This window comes from Planococcus shenhongbingii, from assembly GCF_030413635.1.
Classification (GTDB): domain Bacteria; phylum Bacillota; class Bacilli; order Bacillales_A; family Planococcaceae; genus Planococcus; species Planococcus shenhongbingii.
Genome location: NZ_CP129235.1, coordinates 667013 through 683474, shown reverse-complemented (window position 1 = coordinate 683474; position 16462 = coordinate 667013). Strand labels below are relative to the sequence as shown.

Below are 16462 nucleotides of genomic sequence, written 5' to 3'. Positions count from 1 at the left end.
CTCTTCAAGAAACTTTCTTATCGCTTGCCTTAGGTCAACCTGAGAGGCGGTGCACAACGATGTTTGAAGAAATGAGGACTCGTGAATTATTTAACTGGATGTTTTGCGGGATGGTTCTTGCCGCTTTTGTGCTAGTGCAGTTTTCTTCGAATATTTTCCTGATGGATGTGGGCATGCAGCTGATGTTCTATGTCGTCGTGCCCGTCTCGTATTTCGGTTCTCAGTTCAGAAAGCAAAAGGTGCCGGTAACCAATGTGGTGTTTCTGAAAGGAGCGTCGCGCTGGATTTTGCCGGCAATCAGTTTGGTGATGTTGTCGATGTTTTTCTCGATTGGCATCCTGTGGCTGCAATTGCGGATGCTGGCGCCAATTGCTCCCCAGATGGTCGACTATCTTCTAAAGCCGGCTTCGCTTCCTGACAATACGGCCTATCTGATCACGGTTTCACTTATCGTAGCGGTCATCGGACCGATTGCGGAAGAATTCATGTTCCGCGGATTGCTGTTGAAGCGCTTGATCGTCAAGACCTCTATGTGGGAAGGCGTCTGGCTGTCGAGTTTGTTATTTGGGATGCTGCATATGGATTTCTTCGGGGCATTTTTGTTCGGCGTGACGGCCTCTATTTTGTATCTTTTGACGGACAATCTGCTGATCCCGATTTTACTGCACGTTTTCCACAACTCGCTCGTAGTTGGCTTGATGTACGTCAGCCCCGGCTGGCCCCAATGGCTGACGGTCGCGGAAAGTGCGGACATTTATGCAAAAGCCGTGCCGAACGCGATTGCCTTATTGGTCAGCGGCACCTTGCTTCTCGCCGTTATCCTGCGGCTCGCCCAAATCTTGAACCAGAAAAAAGAAGACGAGAAGTACCAGGCTGCCCTTAAAAAAGAAGCCGAAGCGATTGAAAATGAAACCAATAATCCCGAAACGCCATAAATGCGTGACGGGATTATATTTTTCGTTCCATAAGGCTAACTACCTGCTATACTGGATTTATTCTACATAAGGGGTGCACGAATGTTCCAGAAAATGAAGTTTCGCTATATTGTCGGGATTACGCTCACTGTTTATCTTTCTATGGTTTATGCTACGACCGTTTTTCCTCTGAGTGAAGATTTGGAAGCGGTTTTGCTGTCGGTTGCTGTTTACGGCATTGTTCCTTTCTGGTTCTTTACGTATCAGTTCCGCTTGCAAAACGTGTCGGTTTCTACTTTTGTTTTTACAGATGGTGCCGAGCGCTGGATTGCTTCCGTGATTGGCTTGATTGTGCTGTCAATCGCCTTTACGTTAAGCTTGTTTTGGCTCCAGCTCTATGTCTTCTTGCCGGTTTCACCGGACTGGGCCGCTTATTTGCTTGAACCGATCGCTTTGCCGGAAGACCCGATTTACCTCGCTATCACCATTGGCCTGCTGATCTTCCTCGAGCCAGTCGCTGAAGAATTCATCTTCCGCGGCGTGCTGCTAAGCCGGATGACCATGAAAACATCCAGATGGGGCGGCATCCTGATTTCGAGTTTGCTGTTCGGGCTCGCGCACGACGATATCATCGGTTCTTTTCTGTTCGGGATTATTGCCGCGTTGTTGTATTTGAAGACCCGCAACTTGCTTGCACCGATTCTCCTGCACATCTTTTACAATGCATTCTTTGCCTTGACGATGGCGTATGCTCCGGCATGGCCTGAAGCAATCCGCATTCAAGAAGCGGCTGACATCGCCGAAAAAGTTATGCCGAACGCCATCGTCCTTGCAGTCAGCACGCTGCTGTTGGGGCTCTTCGCCTTTTGGCTCGCTAAAGAAGAGGTATGGAAAAAGAACCGCAGCGTGGTGTTTATGAATAAAAAAAGCCAAGGCCATTAACTGCAAAGAACCCGCTCAACGAATCGTTGGGCGGGTTCTTTGGTATTTTGGTTTAGATCGCCACTTTCTCGGAAAACTGGCTATTGTACAAATCGGCATAAAAGCCGTTTTTCTCGAGCAGCTGGGTATGGGTGCCTTGTTCAATGACATTCCCTTTATCCATGACCAGGATCAAATCGGCATCTTTGATGGTCGACAGACGGTGGGCGATGACAAAGCTCGTGCGCCCTTCCATCAGGCGGTTCATCGCCCGCTGGATAAATACTTCGGTGCGGGTGTCGACGCTCGATGTCGCTTCGTCCAGAATCATGATCGGCGGATCTGCCAGAATGGCTCGCGCAATGGTCAGCAATTGCTTCTGTCCTTGCGAAATATTCGATGCTTCTTCATTCAACACGGTGTTGTAGCCTTCCGGCAGCGTGCGGATGAAATGATCTGCATGCGCTGCATCCGCTGCCGCGAAGATCTCTTCATCTGTTGCGCCGGTTTTGCCGTAAGCAATATTGTCTTTGATGGTGCCGTTGAAGAGCCAGGTATCCTGCAGCACCATGCCAAAGCTTTTCCGCAGTGAACTGCGGGACAATTCACGGGTGTCGAGTCCGTCGATTTCAATCTTGCCGCCTTTGAGTTCATAGAACCGCATCAGCAAGTTGATTAACGTCGTCTTGCCGGCTCCGGTCGGCCCGACAATGGCCACTGTCTGGCCAGGCGTCACTGTGATGTTCATGTTGTGGATCAACAGGTCATCGCCGTAGCCAAAGTCGACGTTCTCGAACGCCACTGCTCCGTTCGCCCGTTCCAAAGAGACGGTCGCCGTTTCTTTTTTCTCTTCGGGTTCATCAAGCAGTTCAAAGACACGTTCCGCCGCTGCAATGGTCGACTGGATGATGTTTGCAATATTGGCGGTCTGCATGATCGGCTGCGTGAACTGTTTCGAATACATGATGAACGCTTGGATATCCCCAATGGAAATCGCCCGCTGCGTCACCAGAATCCCGCCGACCACACTAATCAGTACATAACTGAAATTGCCGATAAACGTCATCAGCGGCATGATAATCCCTGAGATAAACTGTGCGCGCCGGCCGGCATCGTATAATTCATCGTTCACTTTCTCAAACTGCGTTACCGCTTTTTCCTCATAGCCGAACGCTTTCACGACTGGATGGCCAGTATACATTTCTTCAATATGGCCGTTCAATTCACCAAGTGAACGCTGCTGGTTGGCGAATTGCGTTTGCGACCGTTTCAAAATCGGCTGGATAACGAAGATTGAAAGCGGCAACGAAACAAACGCAATCAATGTCAGCCACGGGCTGATCGTCAGCATCATGACAATGATTCCGACCAGCATGACGATCGACGTGATAAACTGCGTCAAACTTTGCTGCAGCGTGCTGCCGATCGTATCGATGTCATTGGTCATGCGGCTCAAGGTCTCTCCGTTTGGCCGGCTGTCGAAATAATTCAATGGCAGCTTTTCCAGTTTTTTATTGACGTCTTGACGCAGGTCATAAACCGTATCCTGCGCCACGGTCGACATGATGTATTGCATTAAATAACTGAAAAGGCTGCTGAAAATATATAAGGCCGTCAGCAATAACAAAATTTGTCCGATAGCACCAAAATCAATCGCCGCTCCCGGCACTCCCTGCAGTTTGCCGTATGCCCCTTCAAACAATTCCGTAATGGCATCGCCTGTAAGTTTCGGCCCGACAATCGAGAACACTGTGCTTAGGATCGCTGCGAAGAACACCGCAATCAATCGGTTGCGCCGCGGCTTCAAATAGCGGAGCAGACGTTTGAAGTTCGCTTTGAAATTTTTCGGTTTTTCACCTGGCAGCATCATGCCGCCAGGGGGACCGTGCCCAGGTCCCTGTCTGATGGGTCTGCCGCTTTGAGGCCGTTTTTCCGTACTCATGCGATCTCCTCCTCTGACAGCTGGGAATAGGCGATTTCCCGGTAGACTTCGTTGCTGTTCATCAATTCCTCATGTGTTCCCATGCCGGCTATGCGACCATGTTCCAGCACAATGATACGGTCTGCATCGACCACAGTACTGACGCGCTGTGCCACCAATAGCACCGTAGCGTTTTTTGTTTCACCTTTCAATGCTCGGCGGAGCTTAGCGTCCGTCTTGAAATCAAGTGCCGAAAAACTGTCGTCGAAGATATAGATGTCCGGTTTTCGGACGAGCGCGCGGGCAATCGCCAAACGCTGTTTCTGACCTCCGGATAAATTCGAGCCGCCTTGTTCGATTTCGGTATCGTAGCCTTCTTTCAAATTACTGATAAACTCGGTTGCCTGCGCAATCGAAGCGGCATGCTCCAATTCAGCCTGCGTCGCCTCTTCTTTCCCGAAACGGATATTGTCCGCAATCGTACCGGTAAAAAGAATGGATTTTTGCGGCACAAAGCCGAGCTTTGAGCGCACTTCGTCCTGTGAGGCATCCCGGATGTCGACGCCGTTGACGCGGATTGCACCGCTTGAAATATCATAGAACCGTGGAATCAAATTGATCAGCGTCGATTTTCCGGAACCGGTGCCGCCGATGATTGCGGTAATTTCCCCAGGATTCGCTTTAAAGCTTACTCCGGACAGCGCCGGTTTTTCAGCGCCTGGATAGCTGAATGTCACATCTTCAAATTCGAGAGTGCCGGGTTCAAAGTCCGCTGCTTCAGTGCCCAGGTCTTCAAACGCCGGTTTCATGTCGAGCACTTCGTTGATGCGGTTCGCTGAAACAGCTGCACGCGGAACCATGACAAACATCACCGACGCCATAACAAGAGCAAACATGATCATCATGACGTATTGAATAAAGGCCATCAAATCCCCGATTTGCATTGCCCCATTATTGATGCGGATGCCGCCGAACCAAATTACTCCTACAACCGTCAAGTTCATGATAAGCATCATCACCGGCATCATGAACGCCATGATTTTATTGACCCGGATCGATACATCCGTCAGCTCGCGGTTGGCTTTTTGGAGCCGCGCTTTTTCTTCCGTCTCGCGGTTGAACGCCCGGATGACACGGATGCCAGTCAGGTTTTCCCGCAGCACCAAATTCAAGCGGTCGAGGCGTCTTTGGACTTCCCGGAACAACGGCATCCCTTTTTTGAAAATCAATAAAATCGAACCTACCAAAAACGGCATGGCTCCCACAATGACCAGCGACAATTTGGCGTCTTTTGAAATCGCCATGATTAGTCCGCCGACCAGCATGATCGGTGCGCTGATGACCATGCGCAGCAGCATGATGACCACTTGCTGAATCTGCGTGATGTCATTCGTTGTCCGGGTGATCAGTGATGCCGTTCCGACTCGATCAAATTCCTGCAGCGAAAATTTTTCTACATGGCTGAACACTTTCAAACGAAGGTCCCGTCCCATGCCCATGGCCGCTTTTGACGAATAAAAGCTTGCCGCAATCGAAGCGGCTGCCCCCAGTGCGGAAATCAATAACATCCAGCCGCCGATGCTCCAAATATACGGAATATTTCCTTTTACTACGCCGTTGTCAATGATGTCCGCCATTAGCGTCGGCAAAAAAAGGTCCGCCATCGACTGGCCAAAAATAAGAACCGTCACAGCAACTACAAGCCATTTATAGACGCTTAAGTTTTTTAGGATTCTAATCATCTGCGCTGCTCCTCTAAATCACGTATTTCCAAATGCGCCGAAATGTGCTGATGGAGTTCCAGCAGTTTTTCGTATTGTTCATCGGTCAACGATTCCACCGCTTCCTGGAACCGCTGATGGCTTCCGCCTTGCTGGCTGTGGATGGCATGGACCAGCGCTTCGCCTTTAGCGGTCAAAGCCAAGCCCATTTCCCGCCGGTTGTCTTCCACTTGCTGGCGCTCGAGCAGGCCTTCCCGCGCCAAGCCATCAACTGCCTGGCTCAAAGTGCTTTTCGGCAGAAAACTGACTTCCCCTACGGTTTTCTGTGTCATATCCTGACGTTTTGCCAAGGTCATCAAAATGGCGTATTGCGGCATCGACAAGCCGTTTCGCGCTGCTGTTTGCTGGTCTAAGCACATCATATTCTTCTGCACTCGTCTGAACGACCGCATCAACCGGATGGAACGCATTAGTTTTTCATTATCCTGATTCATTGGCCATTTTCATTCCTTCCGTTCTAAAACCGTTCCAAATCGAACAGTTCGTTTTGGATAGATTAAATTTACTCCTTATTGTGCAGGGAGTCAAAGAGTTGGATTGGCAATTGGGGAGCTTGAAACGCGTTTCCCTTTTCCCAAGCTCTCGCTCTATTTTTTTATCTGCTTTATTGATAGACTAAGTAAAAGCATAGTTAAATTGACCGAGGTGGGTAAATTGAAGTTTCATGTATTGGGCAACGAAACAAAATTGGAAATCGACGTATTGCAGCGTAATTATCCGGACAGCCGGGATTACTGGGATGCCAATTGGGTAGCTTCCATCATCCATCTGGAAATCCCGGGATATGTCGTTCATTTTGAAGCGGATCTTAGAACCGATGAACTGAAAGAGTTTGTCGACGGGCTGAGAGATATGAATGAACGGCTGCATGGCACTGCCATCTTAAAAAATCTTGATAACTATATCCATCTGACCGGCTCGATGAATTCACTTGGCAAGATTTCCTGGATTCTTGAAACTCTTTATCCCGTTGGCACGGGTGCGCAGCTGTCTTGCGACTTTGAATCGGACCAGAGCTATTTACGGATTCTGATTGATGAGCTCGATGCTGTACTGGAAGCTTTTCCAGTGATTGGGAAAGCCGATAGTATTTAATGAAACAGAAAGAAAAAAGAAGCAGCGCATTTAGCGCTGCTTCTTCAGGTTGTTGAGAAATTCTTATATTCTTCTTTCATTTCGCTCCAGAGCGGACGCTTTTCGCGGGGGGCGGCCTAAGCCTCCTCGCTCGCTGGCGCTCCCTGCGGGGTCTCAGGACCCACCCTATTCCCGCAGAAGTCGCCGCCTTCCGCTGCATTCAGCTCTCTTTTACCACTTCTAGAGACTCTCTAAAAGTGTGATGGTTTCGGAAAGCTCTCGAATGTTTGTGCTTACTCTTTAGATATGGAGCCAACCAGCGGAGAAAACCGTACTGCTCCTGGATTGTTGCGCTGCTTCTTCTTTATTTAAATATCTGTGCCGCCATTTCAGCGACGTAATCACTACCGCCGTTGTCTTCGACGTTTTCAATCATTATCGCCAGTAGCATATCCGGCTTGTCTTCGTTATACGTCACGAAAAAGCCGTTTTCTTTGCCCCGTTCTTCTCCTGCCGCTTTCAGTTCCGCTGTTCCGGTTTTGCCTGCGAGTGCTAGACCTGGAACGTTCGCCGACTGGGCATAGCCGTCAACGACCACTTTTCGCATGCCGGTGCGGAGCGTTGCTGCGTTTTCCGCTGAAATCAAGCCTTCTTTCCATACTTGCGAATCTTCTTCATCCAATAGTAGGGTCGGCTTGTACATCTTGCCGTCGGTCAGGAAAGGTTCGTACATCGCAGCGAGATGCAGTATGTTCGTCAGCATCTGCCCTTGGCCGAACGAGGTCGCTGCCAGCTGCCCGTCAGAATCGATTGTACCGTCATTGGAAATTTGGGAAGCCGCTAGATTCATGGCAAATGGAATGTCTTCCCCGAAGCCATATTTCTTCAATCCTTCGACAAATGTTTCATTGCCCATTTTCACGGCTTGCTGCGCAAAGTAGATATTGTCCGAGTACACCAGCGCTTTGTTCAGATCAATCGGGTTTGGCGCTTCCGGATGCAGGCGTGAGACATTTTGCCAAGTCTTGCCTTTGATTTCCAGGCCTTCTGCCGGATCCAATGTTCCTGCTTCCATGCCGATTGCCGCCGTTACCGGTTTTAATGTGGAACCCGGAGCATAAGCTTGTGCAAAACGGTTGAATAATGGCGTTTTCGGATCTGCTTCCAGTTCCTTAAAACGATCTCCGCTGATGCCGAGCATAAATTCGTTCGGGTCAAAGCTTGGTGAAGAAACAAGCGCTAAGGTTTCTCCGGTGTCCGGATTGACTGCAGCTGCTGCTCCCGGTTCGCCTTTCATCGCTGCGAATGCTTTTTTCTGCAGTTCCGCATCGATTGTCAATGTAACGGTTTCTCCATCTGTTACCGGCTGTTCGGCAACTGTAATTGCTTCTGCTCCTTCAGCCGGTTTGTCGATCCAGATTCTTACACCGTTCTTGCCGCGCAGCTGTTTTTCCAGTGCACGCTCCAGTCCTTGGCGGCCGATTTGATCCCCCGATGTATAGCCTTCGCCTTTACGTTCTTCCAATTGTTCCGCGGTGATGCTGCCGATATAACCTGTTAAATGCCCCAACGCTTCTGCGTATGGATATTCACGCATCGCCACTTGCTGTGCAGCCACTCCCGGGATGGCAATAGCTTTATCAAGTACTTCCGTATTGTTGCGCGCGATTTTCGCGAGCGGCACAAACAATTCCGGTTTGACCCAGCTTTGCCCCAGTTCCGCGTCGATTTCCTCGACAGTCAGGTTCAGGATTTTTGCCAGTTCCGCTTTCTTCGTTTTATCCGTGAACTTTTCCGGCACAACGCCGATATTATAACCACCGCCGTTGATGGCAATACCCAACCCGTTGCGGTCCAGGATTTCTCCGCGCACCGCTTCAATCGAGTCGATGCGGATTTCATCTTCCGCTTCCAGCTGCGGGAAAATGAATGACGGATCCCATTCAACGAACCAGTCTTCTGCTTCTCCGTGCTTCTCGTGGAGCAGCGTCAAGGTTTTTTCAAATTTCACCGGTCCAGCAATCGTGTCCATTTTGATTTGAACCGGGAAATCCGCCGGCTGTTCCGCTTTCCATTCCGTGTCTTCCGCCGGTTTCGTATAGTTCACTTCAAGGTTCTCGATGCCGAGGTCTTCTTTCAGCTTTTGCTGGCGTTCGACGAACTGCGTTTTGTCATAGGCGTTCTTCGTGCCATCATTCAAAAATCCATCATACATTTCAGTGAACTCGCCTTTATTCCAATGGCCTATGTATGCTTCCAGCCGGTCTTCCGGCGTCGCTTGCTGGGAACAGCCAGCCAGAAAAACAAACAGTCCCAGGATTAATAGTCCAACCCAATTCTTTCTCATTTTTCGCCCTCCACTTCTTGCTTTATTTTACCAATAATTTCCGAATATGAAAATGGATTTTACTCCGCGCACTTTATTAAAACAAGCATAAACCAAATAATCATTCTAGCTTGATTGAAGAAACTTTTTCCCGCAAAAAAGCTGTCCACCAATAGGACAGCTTTTTTTATCTTTTGTTTCATTTTTTCATTTTATCCCGCTTTAACGGGCAGTATGACTCCCGCTTTTCCAAGCGGAAGCTCCACTGTCCGTAAAAGCCCGATTGGTTCAACTAACAATCAGTGGAAACCCTCACTGATTGAGTTTCACTTTATACACGCGTGCTTCGTAAGGGAATAACTGATTGGGATCAATTTCTTTATAATTTGCTAATAATAAAGTTCCGTCTTCCGGTTCGTCCCACCAGCATGCATGCTGTGCCAAGTTTGTCACCACCAGCACTTTTTCGTGTTCATCTTCACGGGTATAGGCGAAAACCGATTCATGTCCGAGTTCGACAAGATCGTAGCGTCCATACACCAGCACATCCATATGCTTCCGCAGCCAAATCATCTGTTTATAAAATGACAGGACCGAATGCGGATCGTTTTTCTGTGCTTCGACGTTCAGCCAGTTGTGGTTCGGATTGACTCCAAGCCATGAGCGCTCAATTGAAAATCCTCCGTATGGGCTCGCGTCCCATTGCATCGGCGTCCGCGAATGGTCACGGCTGGTTGCTTTGACCAGCGTCATGACATCTTCATGCATCATGCCGGTTGCGCGTTTGTAGAAATACAAATTATGGGTTCGCACATCGTTGTAATGTTCAATTTCTTCGAAAGGAGCATTTGTCATGCCGATTTCTTGGCCTTGGTAAATGAACGGAGTACCTTGCATGAAGAAATACATGCAGGCAAATGCCGTTGCACTTTCGCGCCAATACTGCCGGTCGTTGCCCCAAGTTGATACCATGCGGGGCTTGTCGTGATTTTCAATGAACAGCGCATTCCAGCCTTTGCCTTCTACACCTTTTTGCCAGCGTGAACGGATTTCTTTCAGCTTGCGGACATCAACGCCGTGTGTTGAATCTGCGCTCCATAATCCCATGTCTTCAAACTGGAATACCATATTGAATTTGCCGTCATCTTCGTTGATCCATTCTCCGATATCATCTACATTTACGCCATTCGCTTCCCCCACGGTCATGATGTCGTGTTTCGCAAACGTTTCATCGCGCAGTTCGGCAAGCAGCGGCTGGATGCCTTTGACATTCATCATTTTCTCCCAAGCCGGGATATAAGCTCTATCGATGTTATCCGGCATGTCACTAAACTCTTTTTTTATGTGGCTGATGGCGTCCACGCGGAATCCATCGATTCCTTTGGCAAGCCACCAATTGACCATATCGTATAATGCTTTGCGCACCTCCGGGTTTTCCCAGTTCAAATCGGGCTGCTTTTGGGAAAATAAGTGCAAGTAATACTGCTTTGTCTGTTGGTCATAAGCCCAGGCGGGACCTCCAAAAATACTTTCCCAGTTTGTCGGCTCATCCCGCCAAATATACCAGTCCCGTTTCGGATTGTCTTTTGATGAGCGGGATTCCATAAACCAGGGATGTTCGTCGCTTGTATGATTGATCACTAAATCAATAATGAGTTTCATGCCGCGCTTGTGGACTTCATCAAGCAGGCGGTCAAAATCCTCCATATTCCCGTACTCTTCCAAAATTTCCTGGTAATCGCTGATGTCATAGCCATTGTCATCATTTGGCGATTTGTACATGGGACAAATCCAAATGACGTCGATTCCAAGTTCTTTCAGATAATCGAGCTTGCTGGTCACTCCTGCTAAATCTCCAATGCCATCGCCATTTGAATCTTTAAAACTGCGCGGGTATACCTGATAAGCAACCGACTCTTTCCACCATTTTCTGTTCATCTTGCTGACTCCTTTAAAAACGATCACACAATCCGAGTTGATCAACCCGGCAGGTCAAACACAAGTTTCGCGCTCCCGTTTCCTCCGTTTAGTTTTATCTTTCTAGCCAGGGTCTAAGCAACAATTTTAAGCGGCAGCAGTGAATTTAATAGTTTTTAGAACATACCCGCTGATGAATAAGTTATTCACGTTAAACTAATATTTTGTGATAAAAAAACAACAGTTTAAAAAGGGTTTAACGCAATTTCTCTTTCCTTGTCTGTGAAGGGATAATTCCTACCTTTAAGATTTTCCGCATTTCGCCGACTGTCATAATAGCATAATTCGACAGTGCTTTGTCGATTATTCCTCGCACATATTGGTGAACATTTACCTCATTAAAATAGGCAGTTTAAATCTTCCATCGTTCCACGTTCTTCGCTCCTGAAACCTTGATTTTATTTACAGTTTACAACGATTTTAGGCTATTACAAAAGATACAGCTTATATTATAAAATTCTTTGTGTTAACCTAAAAAAAAAATAAGTTGACTCAAATAAAAAGACTTATTATACTGAAAATAGCTTGAAAATATGGAGGGAAACTATGACAACGACCACAACCAGAACGGCCAATCATTCCAAGACTTTGCATTTAATACATATCGCCATGTTTGCGGCACTCATGGCCATCGGCGCGAATATTTCGTCGTTTCTGATCATCGGCGGCGTACCAATCACACTTCAGACGTTTTTCGCTATCCTTGCCGGCCTTTTGCTTGGCAGCCGAATGGGCGCTTTTTCCATGGTTGTCTATGCGTTTATCGGCCTAGCCGGAGTTCCGGTGTTCGCCGGATTCTCAGGAGGAATGGATACCTTAATCAGCCCGACATTCGGCTTTATCTTGTCGTTTGTCCTGATTGCGTTAGTAAGCGGCTGGATTGCCAATAAATTCCCTACCCGCATCGGTTTTGTCATGGCAGCGCTTGCCGGCCTTGTCGTCAACTACGTATTTGGCACCAACTGGATGTATGCAGCTTATAAGCTATGGTTCGCTGCACCCGAAGGCTTCACATACCAAATGGCTTGGGCATGGATGGCCGTACCGCTTCCAAAAGACTTGATCCTGTCAGTGCTTGCCGGCCTCTTCGGATTCCGCCTGCGCCCGATTATTCAGAAGTTCAGGTAACAAAAATAGCTAACTCATTAAGGATTAGCCAGCCTAAACCGTCGAGAAACTTTCGGCGGCTTTTTTCATTTCGCTCCAGGGCGGGCGCTTTCCGAGGAGTGCGGTCCTAAGCCTCCTCGCTCGCTAGCGAAGACCGTGTGCTCCTGCATCGCTGCGCTAGCTTCGTCGCAAAGACTTGGCCTCACAAACCTCGGCCACAAAACAGGTGCTCCTGCGCAAGCTCGTCGCAAAGCCATCGTCCGAAGTAGCTTCGGCCAATGGCTTCGCAGCTGGTTGGCGGAATATCAGCTATACTGGCAACACTAAACTTCCCCAACAAACCAAAACGGCTAATCCACTAAGGATTAGCCGTTTTTTCATGTCCCGCAGAATGTCTGATAGGAATCCGGTGATTCCGGAGGCAATGTGCTGTATTCTTTTTGTTCTTCAGAATGGGCATATGGATTGGCAAGAACCTTTAACAGTTTCTCCATAACGCTGTAGTCGCCTTTTTGCACTGCCGCTTCCAATGCTTCCTCCACCCGATGATTCCGCGGAATCACTGCCGGGTTGCTGTTTCGCATCAACTCATGCGACTGTTCTTTTGACTGTTTCTGCCGTGTCAGCCTTGCCTGCCATTGTTCAGTCCAGGCAGTAAACTCCAGCTTGCCGAACAGCACTGTATCTTCAAGCTGATCAAACGTCAACGCACGGAAAGTGTTGGTGTAATCTGCATCGTATTCCTTCATAAGATTCAGCAGATCCGCCACCAGCACTTCATCCGCCGATTCTTCATTGAACACTCCCAGCTTCGCGCGCATTTCCGAGAGCCAATGGGCGTAATATGTTTTGATGTAATCGGACAGCACTTGCTGTGCCAGCTTCACCGCTTCTTCCTGTTCTTCGTGCAATAACGGAATTAAAGTTTCAGCGAAACGCGCCAAGTTCCAGCCCGCAATCTGCGGCTGGTTGCCGTAACCATAGCGGCCATGATGGTCAATCGAGCTGAAGACTGTTGTCGGGTCGTAGGTGTCCATGAAAGCACATGGCCCGTAATCGATTGTTTCGCCGCTGATGGTCATATTATCGGTATTCATAACGCCGTGGATAAACCCAGCGAGCTGCCATTTCGCAACGAGCGACGCATGGCGCATCGCCACTTCTCTGAAAAATCCGAGGTAACGGTTATCACCTAGATTTACATCCGAGTAATGGCGCTCGATTGCATAATCGGCTAATGCCCGAATATTGTCAATGTCGCCGACTCCTGCTGCATATTGGAATGTCCCAAAACGCAGATGGCTTGCCGCAACACGGGTCAAAACAGCCCCCGGCAGACTGGTTTCACGTCTAACTTCCTCACCGGTCGCCACCACCGCTAAGCTGCGGGTGGTCGGAATGCTGAGTGCATGCATCGCTTCACTGATGATGTATTCGCGGAGCATCGGCCCAAGTGCTGCCCGGCCGTCGCCTCCCCGCGAGTAAGGCGTGCGTCCGGATCCTTTCAATTGGATATCAAAGCGCTCGCCTATCGGCGTGATTTGTTCACCTAACAATACCGCACGGCCATCCCCCAACATGGTTAAATAGCCGAATTGATGGCCAGCATAAGCTTGCGCAAGCGGCAGCGCACCTTCCGGAATTTCATTTCCGGCAAGTACTTCCATGCCTTTTCCGCTCTTCAGTTCTTCTATATTCAATCCGAGCGATGCTGCCAGCGGCTCGTTTAAAGCAGCTAGCTTCGGAGACTTCACAGGATGCGGTTTTACGTTGGTGAAAAATGCTTTTGGGAGGCGGGCATAACTGTTTTCCAAATTCCACCCGGTCTCCGTTCTTTCTTTCCGCTGTGTCATAATATCTCCCTTCCTTCTATATAAATAAAAACTTGTCTGCTTGTTCTATTAAGAGGCTCCCGGTCGGAAACCCTTCTATTTCTTACTATACCCGCTTCAGCAGCGGATGACTCAGCACTTGGCGTTCTAAACTTCTATCTCCCATTCAAACAATCCTCTTATATAAAAAAGCTGCTATAAGAATTGATCACGCATTCACGAATTCTTTGGTTCTAATAAGAACACGATATATCCTAGGTCCTTATCAAAGTTCCAATCTAAAAACGTCTCGCTGATTTGGCGTTTAAGGACTGTTTCCAGTCTGGCTTCTTCCAACACTCTATGTTCAAGTGGCCGTTTAGCCAATTTCAATTGTTCCTCGAAACCGTTCCTGATCAGCTCTTTTTCAATCTGCACTAAAATCTTTGAACGCCGCACAAGGATGGTGCGGTCACTCAACCAAAAAGTATCCGTGCTGCCCGGCACTTTTTCCGCTCTTTTGCTCGCTTCATTTATTTTTTCCTGGAATGCTTTTTCATCTGCCTCTTTCGGCCACTCGATGGTTTCTCTGTTCAAACCTGCATCCAGTACGCCAATAATGAGGCCTGTTTCTTTTTCAAGGTCCCAGTCTGCATAAAGTTCTTTGACATCTATCGCCAAATATTTACTAAGTGAAAGGATGATTTCCGATTTCAAATCATTCATCATCAAATCTCTTGTCTCCAATATGCGCTGTTCTTCCTTTTGTTTCATCAGCACTTTTTCCATCGGCGATAAAAACCCGCGGAAATGGATGGTGATAAAAGGGATTGCAATCGTGGCAAACACCGAAGTCGGGCCTTTTCCGAAATGCTCGCGCAGCAAGCTGGACAGATAACTGCTGATTTCAGATTGAAGTGTTTTTTCCTTTGTCATCTAAACGCCTCCTTTTCTTGAAAGCCGCATTTCACTAATTTGGTTTCATTATACAGGAACAGATACAGGGTTAATATGCCTTACTTTGTATGAAGTTTAAGCATACAGGCTCTTATTCCTCTGTCTGCGTCGAAATCCGAGTTAAGAAATACATCCAGCAGAGGCTTTTTAAAATAATTTCGAAATCAACAGAATTCAGCATCCGGCACTTAAGAACACTTTGCCAGCCTCAATTCTTTGGTGGCTTTATTCTTGAACAATTCCTTTTCAATGTCCACCATATTCCCTTGGCATCAAATCCGATCCTCTCATTAAGTGATTCTGGATGTTCATCAATATGCAGCAAAATTTAATGACCCAGACTGAAATTAGCTAAAAATACCTATTAAAGATTTTATTTTAAGCTGTTTTCTTAGAAAGAAATCTGATTTTTCTAATAAAAATAGACTGTTAGACACTACTCATTCTTTCTTCTATTAAGTAAGCTAAAGATAAGATGTTTGTGGAAAACCTTGCCTTTTCTTATAGAAAGGAGTGCAGGAAGTGAAATATTTGATCGATCACGCGACAAAAACCATTCACCAAAGAGTCTTTGCCGGAGACCGGTGCGGGTTCACGACAACACCGATTGAAAAACGGGAATTCAAAGATTGTCTCGCTTACATTGAATCGCTTCAAACACAAAAAGGTTATACCATCTGTCCACACTGCACTTCTGTGCAGCAGTTGGCCACTCACGAGGAAATTTTCATCAATCCCGCGCATTAGAACAGAAAAGTCCGTTTTGTTAATTTCAGTAAAACGCCTATTCTTTTCTATGCCCAGCGGATAAAGACTAAAACCTTTCGTAACACACAAAAAGGAGCCTGCTTAGTTTCAAGCAGACTCCTTTTCTTTTGCCATTATTTACTTCCGGCTTCCGCCTCTTTTTTCTTCTTAACGCTAAGCAATCCAGCTACAACCACGATTCCAATCAACACGGTCCAGAAGAAGATGGTCCAAGGAGTTGAATGTGGGAAATCATGCGGCAGAATTCCTAGTTTTTCGTGGGACAAGGTCATAACGAGAAGTTTAACCCCTACCCATCCGACGATAAGAAATGCCGCTGTTTCCAGCTGTGGATAGCTTTCCAAAAGCTTCACAAATTTGTGTGCAGCGAATCGCATGATGATAACACCGATCAATCCACCGGCAAGCATGACAAAGAACTGTCCGGAGTTGATGCCGCCGATAGCTTCCATCCCGAATACATCCAAATGCGGCAATGTAACAGCAAGTGCGACAGCTGCCAGCATCGAGTCAATCGCAAACGCGATATCCGCCATTTCAATTTTGAAAACGGTCATCCAGAAACCAGAACCTTTTTTCGGTGCTTTTTCAACGTCAAGGATATGATCGCTTTCGCCTTTTCGCTGATCGTAAATGTGCTTAGCCGAGATAAACAATAGGTATGCAGCTCCTAGTGCCTGAATCTGCCAAATGTTCACCAAAATTGTGATCAAGAACAACGCGGCAAAACGGAATATGAATGCCCCCGCTAACCCGTAAAATAATGCTTTTTTCTGCTGCTCTTTCGGCAAGTGCTTGACCATGACGGCCATAACAACCGCGTTATCCGCAGCCAAGAGCCCTTCCAAACCGATTAAAACCAACAGGACCCATGCGTACTCCAATAAAATTGCTTCCATCTTTCA

The 16462-nt window shown here is 47.6% G+C and carries 13 protein-coding genes; 5 read left to right on the top strand and 8 right to left on the bottom strand.

Annotation, left to right across the window (positions count from 1 at the left end; translation table 11 throughout):
* Window positions 1-59 precede the first annotated feature (59 nt).
* Complete coding sequence (locus QWY16_RS03465; RefSeq protein WP_300991466.1) at window positions 60-935, top strand: CPBP family intramembrane glutamic endopeptidase; 876 nt, start codon at window positions 60-62, stop codon at window positions 933-935.
* Window positions 936-1016: 81 nt separating this feature from the next.
* Window positions 1017-1856, top strand: coding sequence for a CPBP family intramembrane glutamic endopeptidase (locus QWY16_RS03460; RefSeq protein WP_300991465.1), 840 nt, complete (start codon window positions 1017-1019; stop codon window positions 1854-1856).
* Between the two features lie 52 nt (window positions 1857-1908).
* Here QWY16_RS03460 and QWY16_RS03455 read toward each other — a convergent pair whose 3' ends face one another.
* The 3 genes from QWY16_RS03455 to QWY16_RS03445 are packed head-to-tail and all read right to left on the bottom strand — an operon-like array spanning window position 1909 to window position 5971.
* Entirely contained in the window at window positions 1909-3777 is a 1869-nt protein-coding gene (locus QWY16_RS03455) for an ABC transporter ATP-binding protein (RefSeq protein ID WP_300991464.1), read from the bottom strand.
* Complete coding sequence (locus QWY16_RS03450; protein WP_300991463.1) at window positions 3774-5498, bottom strand: ABC transporter ATP-binding protein; 1725 nt, start codon at window positions 5496-5498, stop codon at window positions 3774-3776. The genes QWY16_RS03455 and QWY16_RS03450 overlap by 4 nt, the downstream gene beginning before the upstream one ends.
* Complete coding sequence (locus QWY16_RS03445) at window positions 5495-5971, bottom strand: MarR family winged helix-turn-helix transcriptional regulator (RefSeq protein ID WP_300991462.1); 477 nt, start codon at window positions 5969-5971, stop codon at window positions 5495-5497. The genes QWY16_RS03450 and QWY16_RS03445 overlap by 4 nt, the downstream gene beginning before the upstream one ends.
* A gap of 220 nt (window positions 5972-6191) precedes the next feature.
* Between QWY16_RS03445 and QWY16_RS03440 the strand changes: the two genes are divergently transcribed.
* Window positions 6192-6632, top strand: a complete 441-nt coding sequence (locus tag QWY16_RS03440) for a WapI family immunity protein (RefSeq protein ID WP_300991461.1) — start codon at window positions 6192-6194, stop codon at window positions 6630-6632.
* A 343-nt stretch (window positions 6633-6975) separates the two neighbouring features.
* On the opposite strand, the gene QWY16_RS03435 is transcribed toward QWY16_RS03440, so the two are convergent.
* Both QWY16_RS03435 and QWY16_RS03430 read right to left on the bottom strand, forming a co-directional pair.
* Window positions 6976-8958 (bottom strand): penicillin-binding transpeptidase domain-containing protein, encoded by a 1983-nt coding sequence (locus tag QWY16_RS03435; protein WP_300991460.1) that lies wholly within the window; start codon window positions 8956-8958, stop codon window positions 6976-6978.
* 291 nt (window positions 8959-9249) lie between these two features.
* Entirely contained in the window at window positions 9250-10875 is a 1626-nt protein-coding gene (locus QWY16_RS03430; protein WP_300991459.1) for a glycoside hydrolase family 13 protein, read from the bottom strand.
* Window positions 10876-11460: 585 nt separating this feature from the next.
* Between QWY16_RS03430 and QWY16_RS03425 the strand changes: the two genes are divergently transcribed.
* Window positions 11461-12042 carry a biotin transporter BioY gene (locus QWY16_RS03425; RefSeq protein ID WP_300991458.1) on the top strand — a complete coding sequence of 194 codons (582 nt, stop codon included), beginning with the start codon at window positions 11461-11463 and terminating at the stop codon, window positions 12040-12042.
* Between the two features lie 356 nt (window positions 12043-12398).
* Here the strand turns inward: QWY16_RS03425 and QWY16_RS03420 are convergent, their stop codons facing one another.
* Both QWY16_RS03420 and QWY16_RS03415 read right to left on the bottom strand, forming a co-directional pair.
* On the bottom strand, window positions 12399-13874 hold the full coding sequence (locus QWY16_RS03420; protein WP_300991457.1) for a protein adenylyltransferase SelO: 1476 nt from the start codon (window positions 13872-13874) through the stop codon (window positions 12399-12401).
* 195 nt (window positions 13875-14069) lie between these two features.
* The gene (locus tag QWY16_RS03415) at window positions 14070-14768 is read right to left on the bottom strand and encodes a Na-translocating system protein MpsC family protein (protein ID WP_300991456.1); all 699 of its coding nucleotides are present in this window, start codon (window positions 14766-14768) and stop codon (window positions 14070-14072) included.
* Between the two features lie 543 nt (window positions 14769-15311).
* Here QWY16_RS03415 and QWY16_RS03410 point away from each other — a divergent pair.
* Window positions 15312-15536 carry a hypothetical protein gene (locus QWY16_RS03410; RefSeq protein ID WP_300991455.1) on the top strand — a complete coding sequence of 75 codons (225 nt, stop codon included), beginning with the start codon at window positions 15312-15314 and terminating at the stop codon, window positions 15534-15536.
* A gap of 134 nt (window positions 15537-15670) precedes the next feature.
* Here the strand turns inward: QWY16_RS03410 and QWY16_RS03405 are convergent, their stop codons facing one another.
* The gene (locus QWY16_RS03405) at window positions 15671-16456 is read right to left on the bottom strand and encodes a TerC family protein (RefSeq protein ID WP_300991454.1); all 786 of its coding nucleotides are present in this window, start codon (window positions 16454-16456) and stop codon (window positions 15671-15673) included.
* Window positions 16457-16462 lie beyond the last annotated feature (6 nt).

Coding starts and splice junctions, on each gene's coding strand:
- QWY16_RS03465 (WP_300991466.1), top strand. CDS start 60: ATGTTTGAAGAAATGAGGACTCGTGAATTATTTAACTGGATGTTTTGC.
- QWY16_RS03460 (WP_300991465.1), top strand. CDS start 1,017: ATGTTCCAGAAAATGAAGTTTCGCTATATTGTCGGGATTACGCTCACT.
- QWY16_RS03455 (WP_300991464.1), bottom strand. CDS start 3,777: ATGAGTACGGAAAAACGGCCTCAAAGCGGCAGACCCATCAGACAGGGA.
- QWY16_RS03450 (WP_300991463.1), bottom strand. CDS start 5,498: ATGATTAGAATCCTAAAAAACTTAAGCGTCTATAAATGGCTTGTAGTT.
- QWY16_RS03445 (WP_300991462.1), bottom strand. CDS start 5,971: ATGAATCAGGATAATGAAAAACTAATGCGTTCCATCCGGTTGATGCGG.
- QWY16_RS03435 (WP_300991460.1), bottom strand. CDS start 8,958: ATGAGAAAGAATTGGGTTGGACTATTAATCCTGGGACTGTTTGTTTTT.
- QWY16_RS03430 (WP_300991459.1), bottom strand. CDS start 10,875: ATGAACAGAAAATGGTGGAAAGAGTCGGTTGCTTATCAGGTATACCCG.
- QWY16_RS03425 (WP_300991458.1), top strand. CDS start 11,461: ATGACAACGACCACAACCAGAACGGCCAATCATTCCAAGACTTTGCAT.
- QWY16_RS03420 (WP_300991457.1), bottom strand. CDS start 13,874: ATGACACAGCGGAAAGAAAGAACGGAGACCGGGTGGAATTTGGAAAAC.
- QWY16_RS03415 (WP_300991456.1), bottom strand. CDS start 14,768: ATGACAAAGGAAAAAACACTTCAATCTGAAATCAGCAGTTATCTGTCC.
- QWY16_RS03405 (WP_300991454.1), bottom strand. CDS start 16,456: ATGGAAGCAATTTTATTGGAGTACGCATGGGTCCTGTTGGTTTTAATC.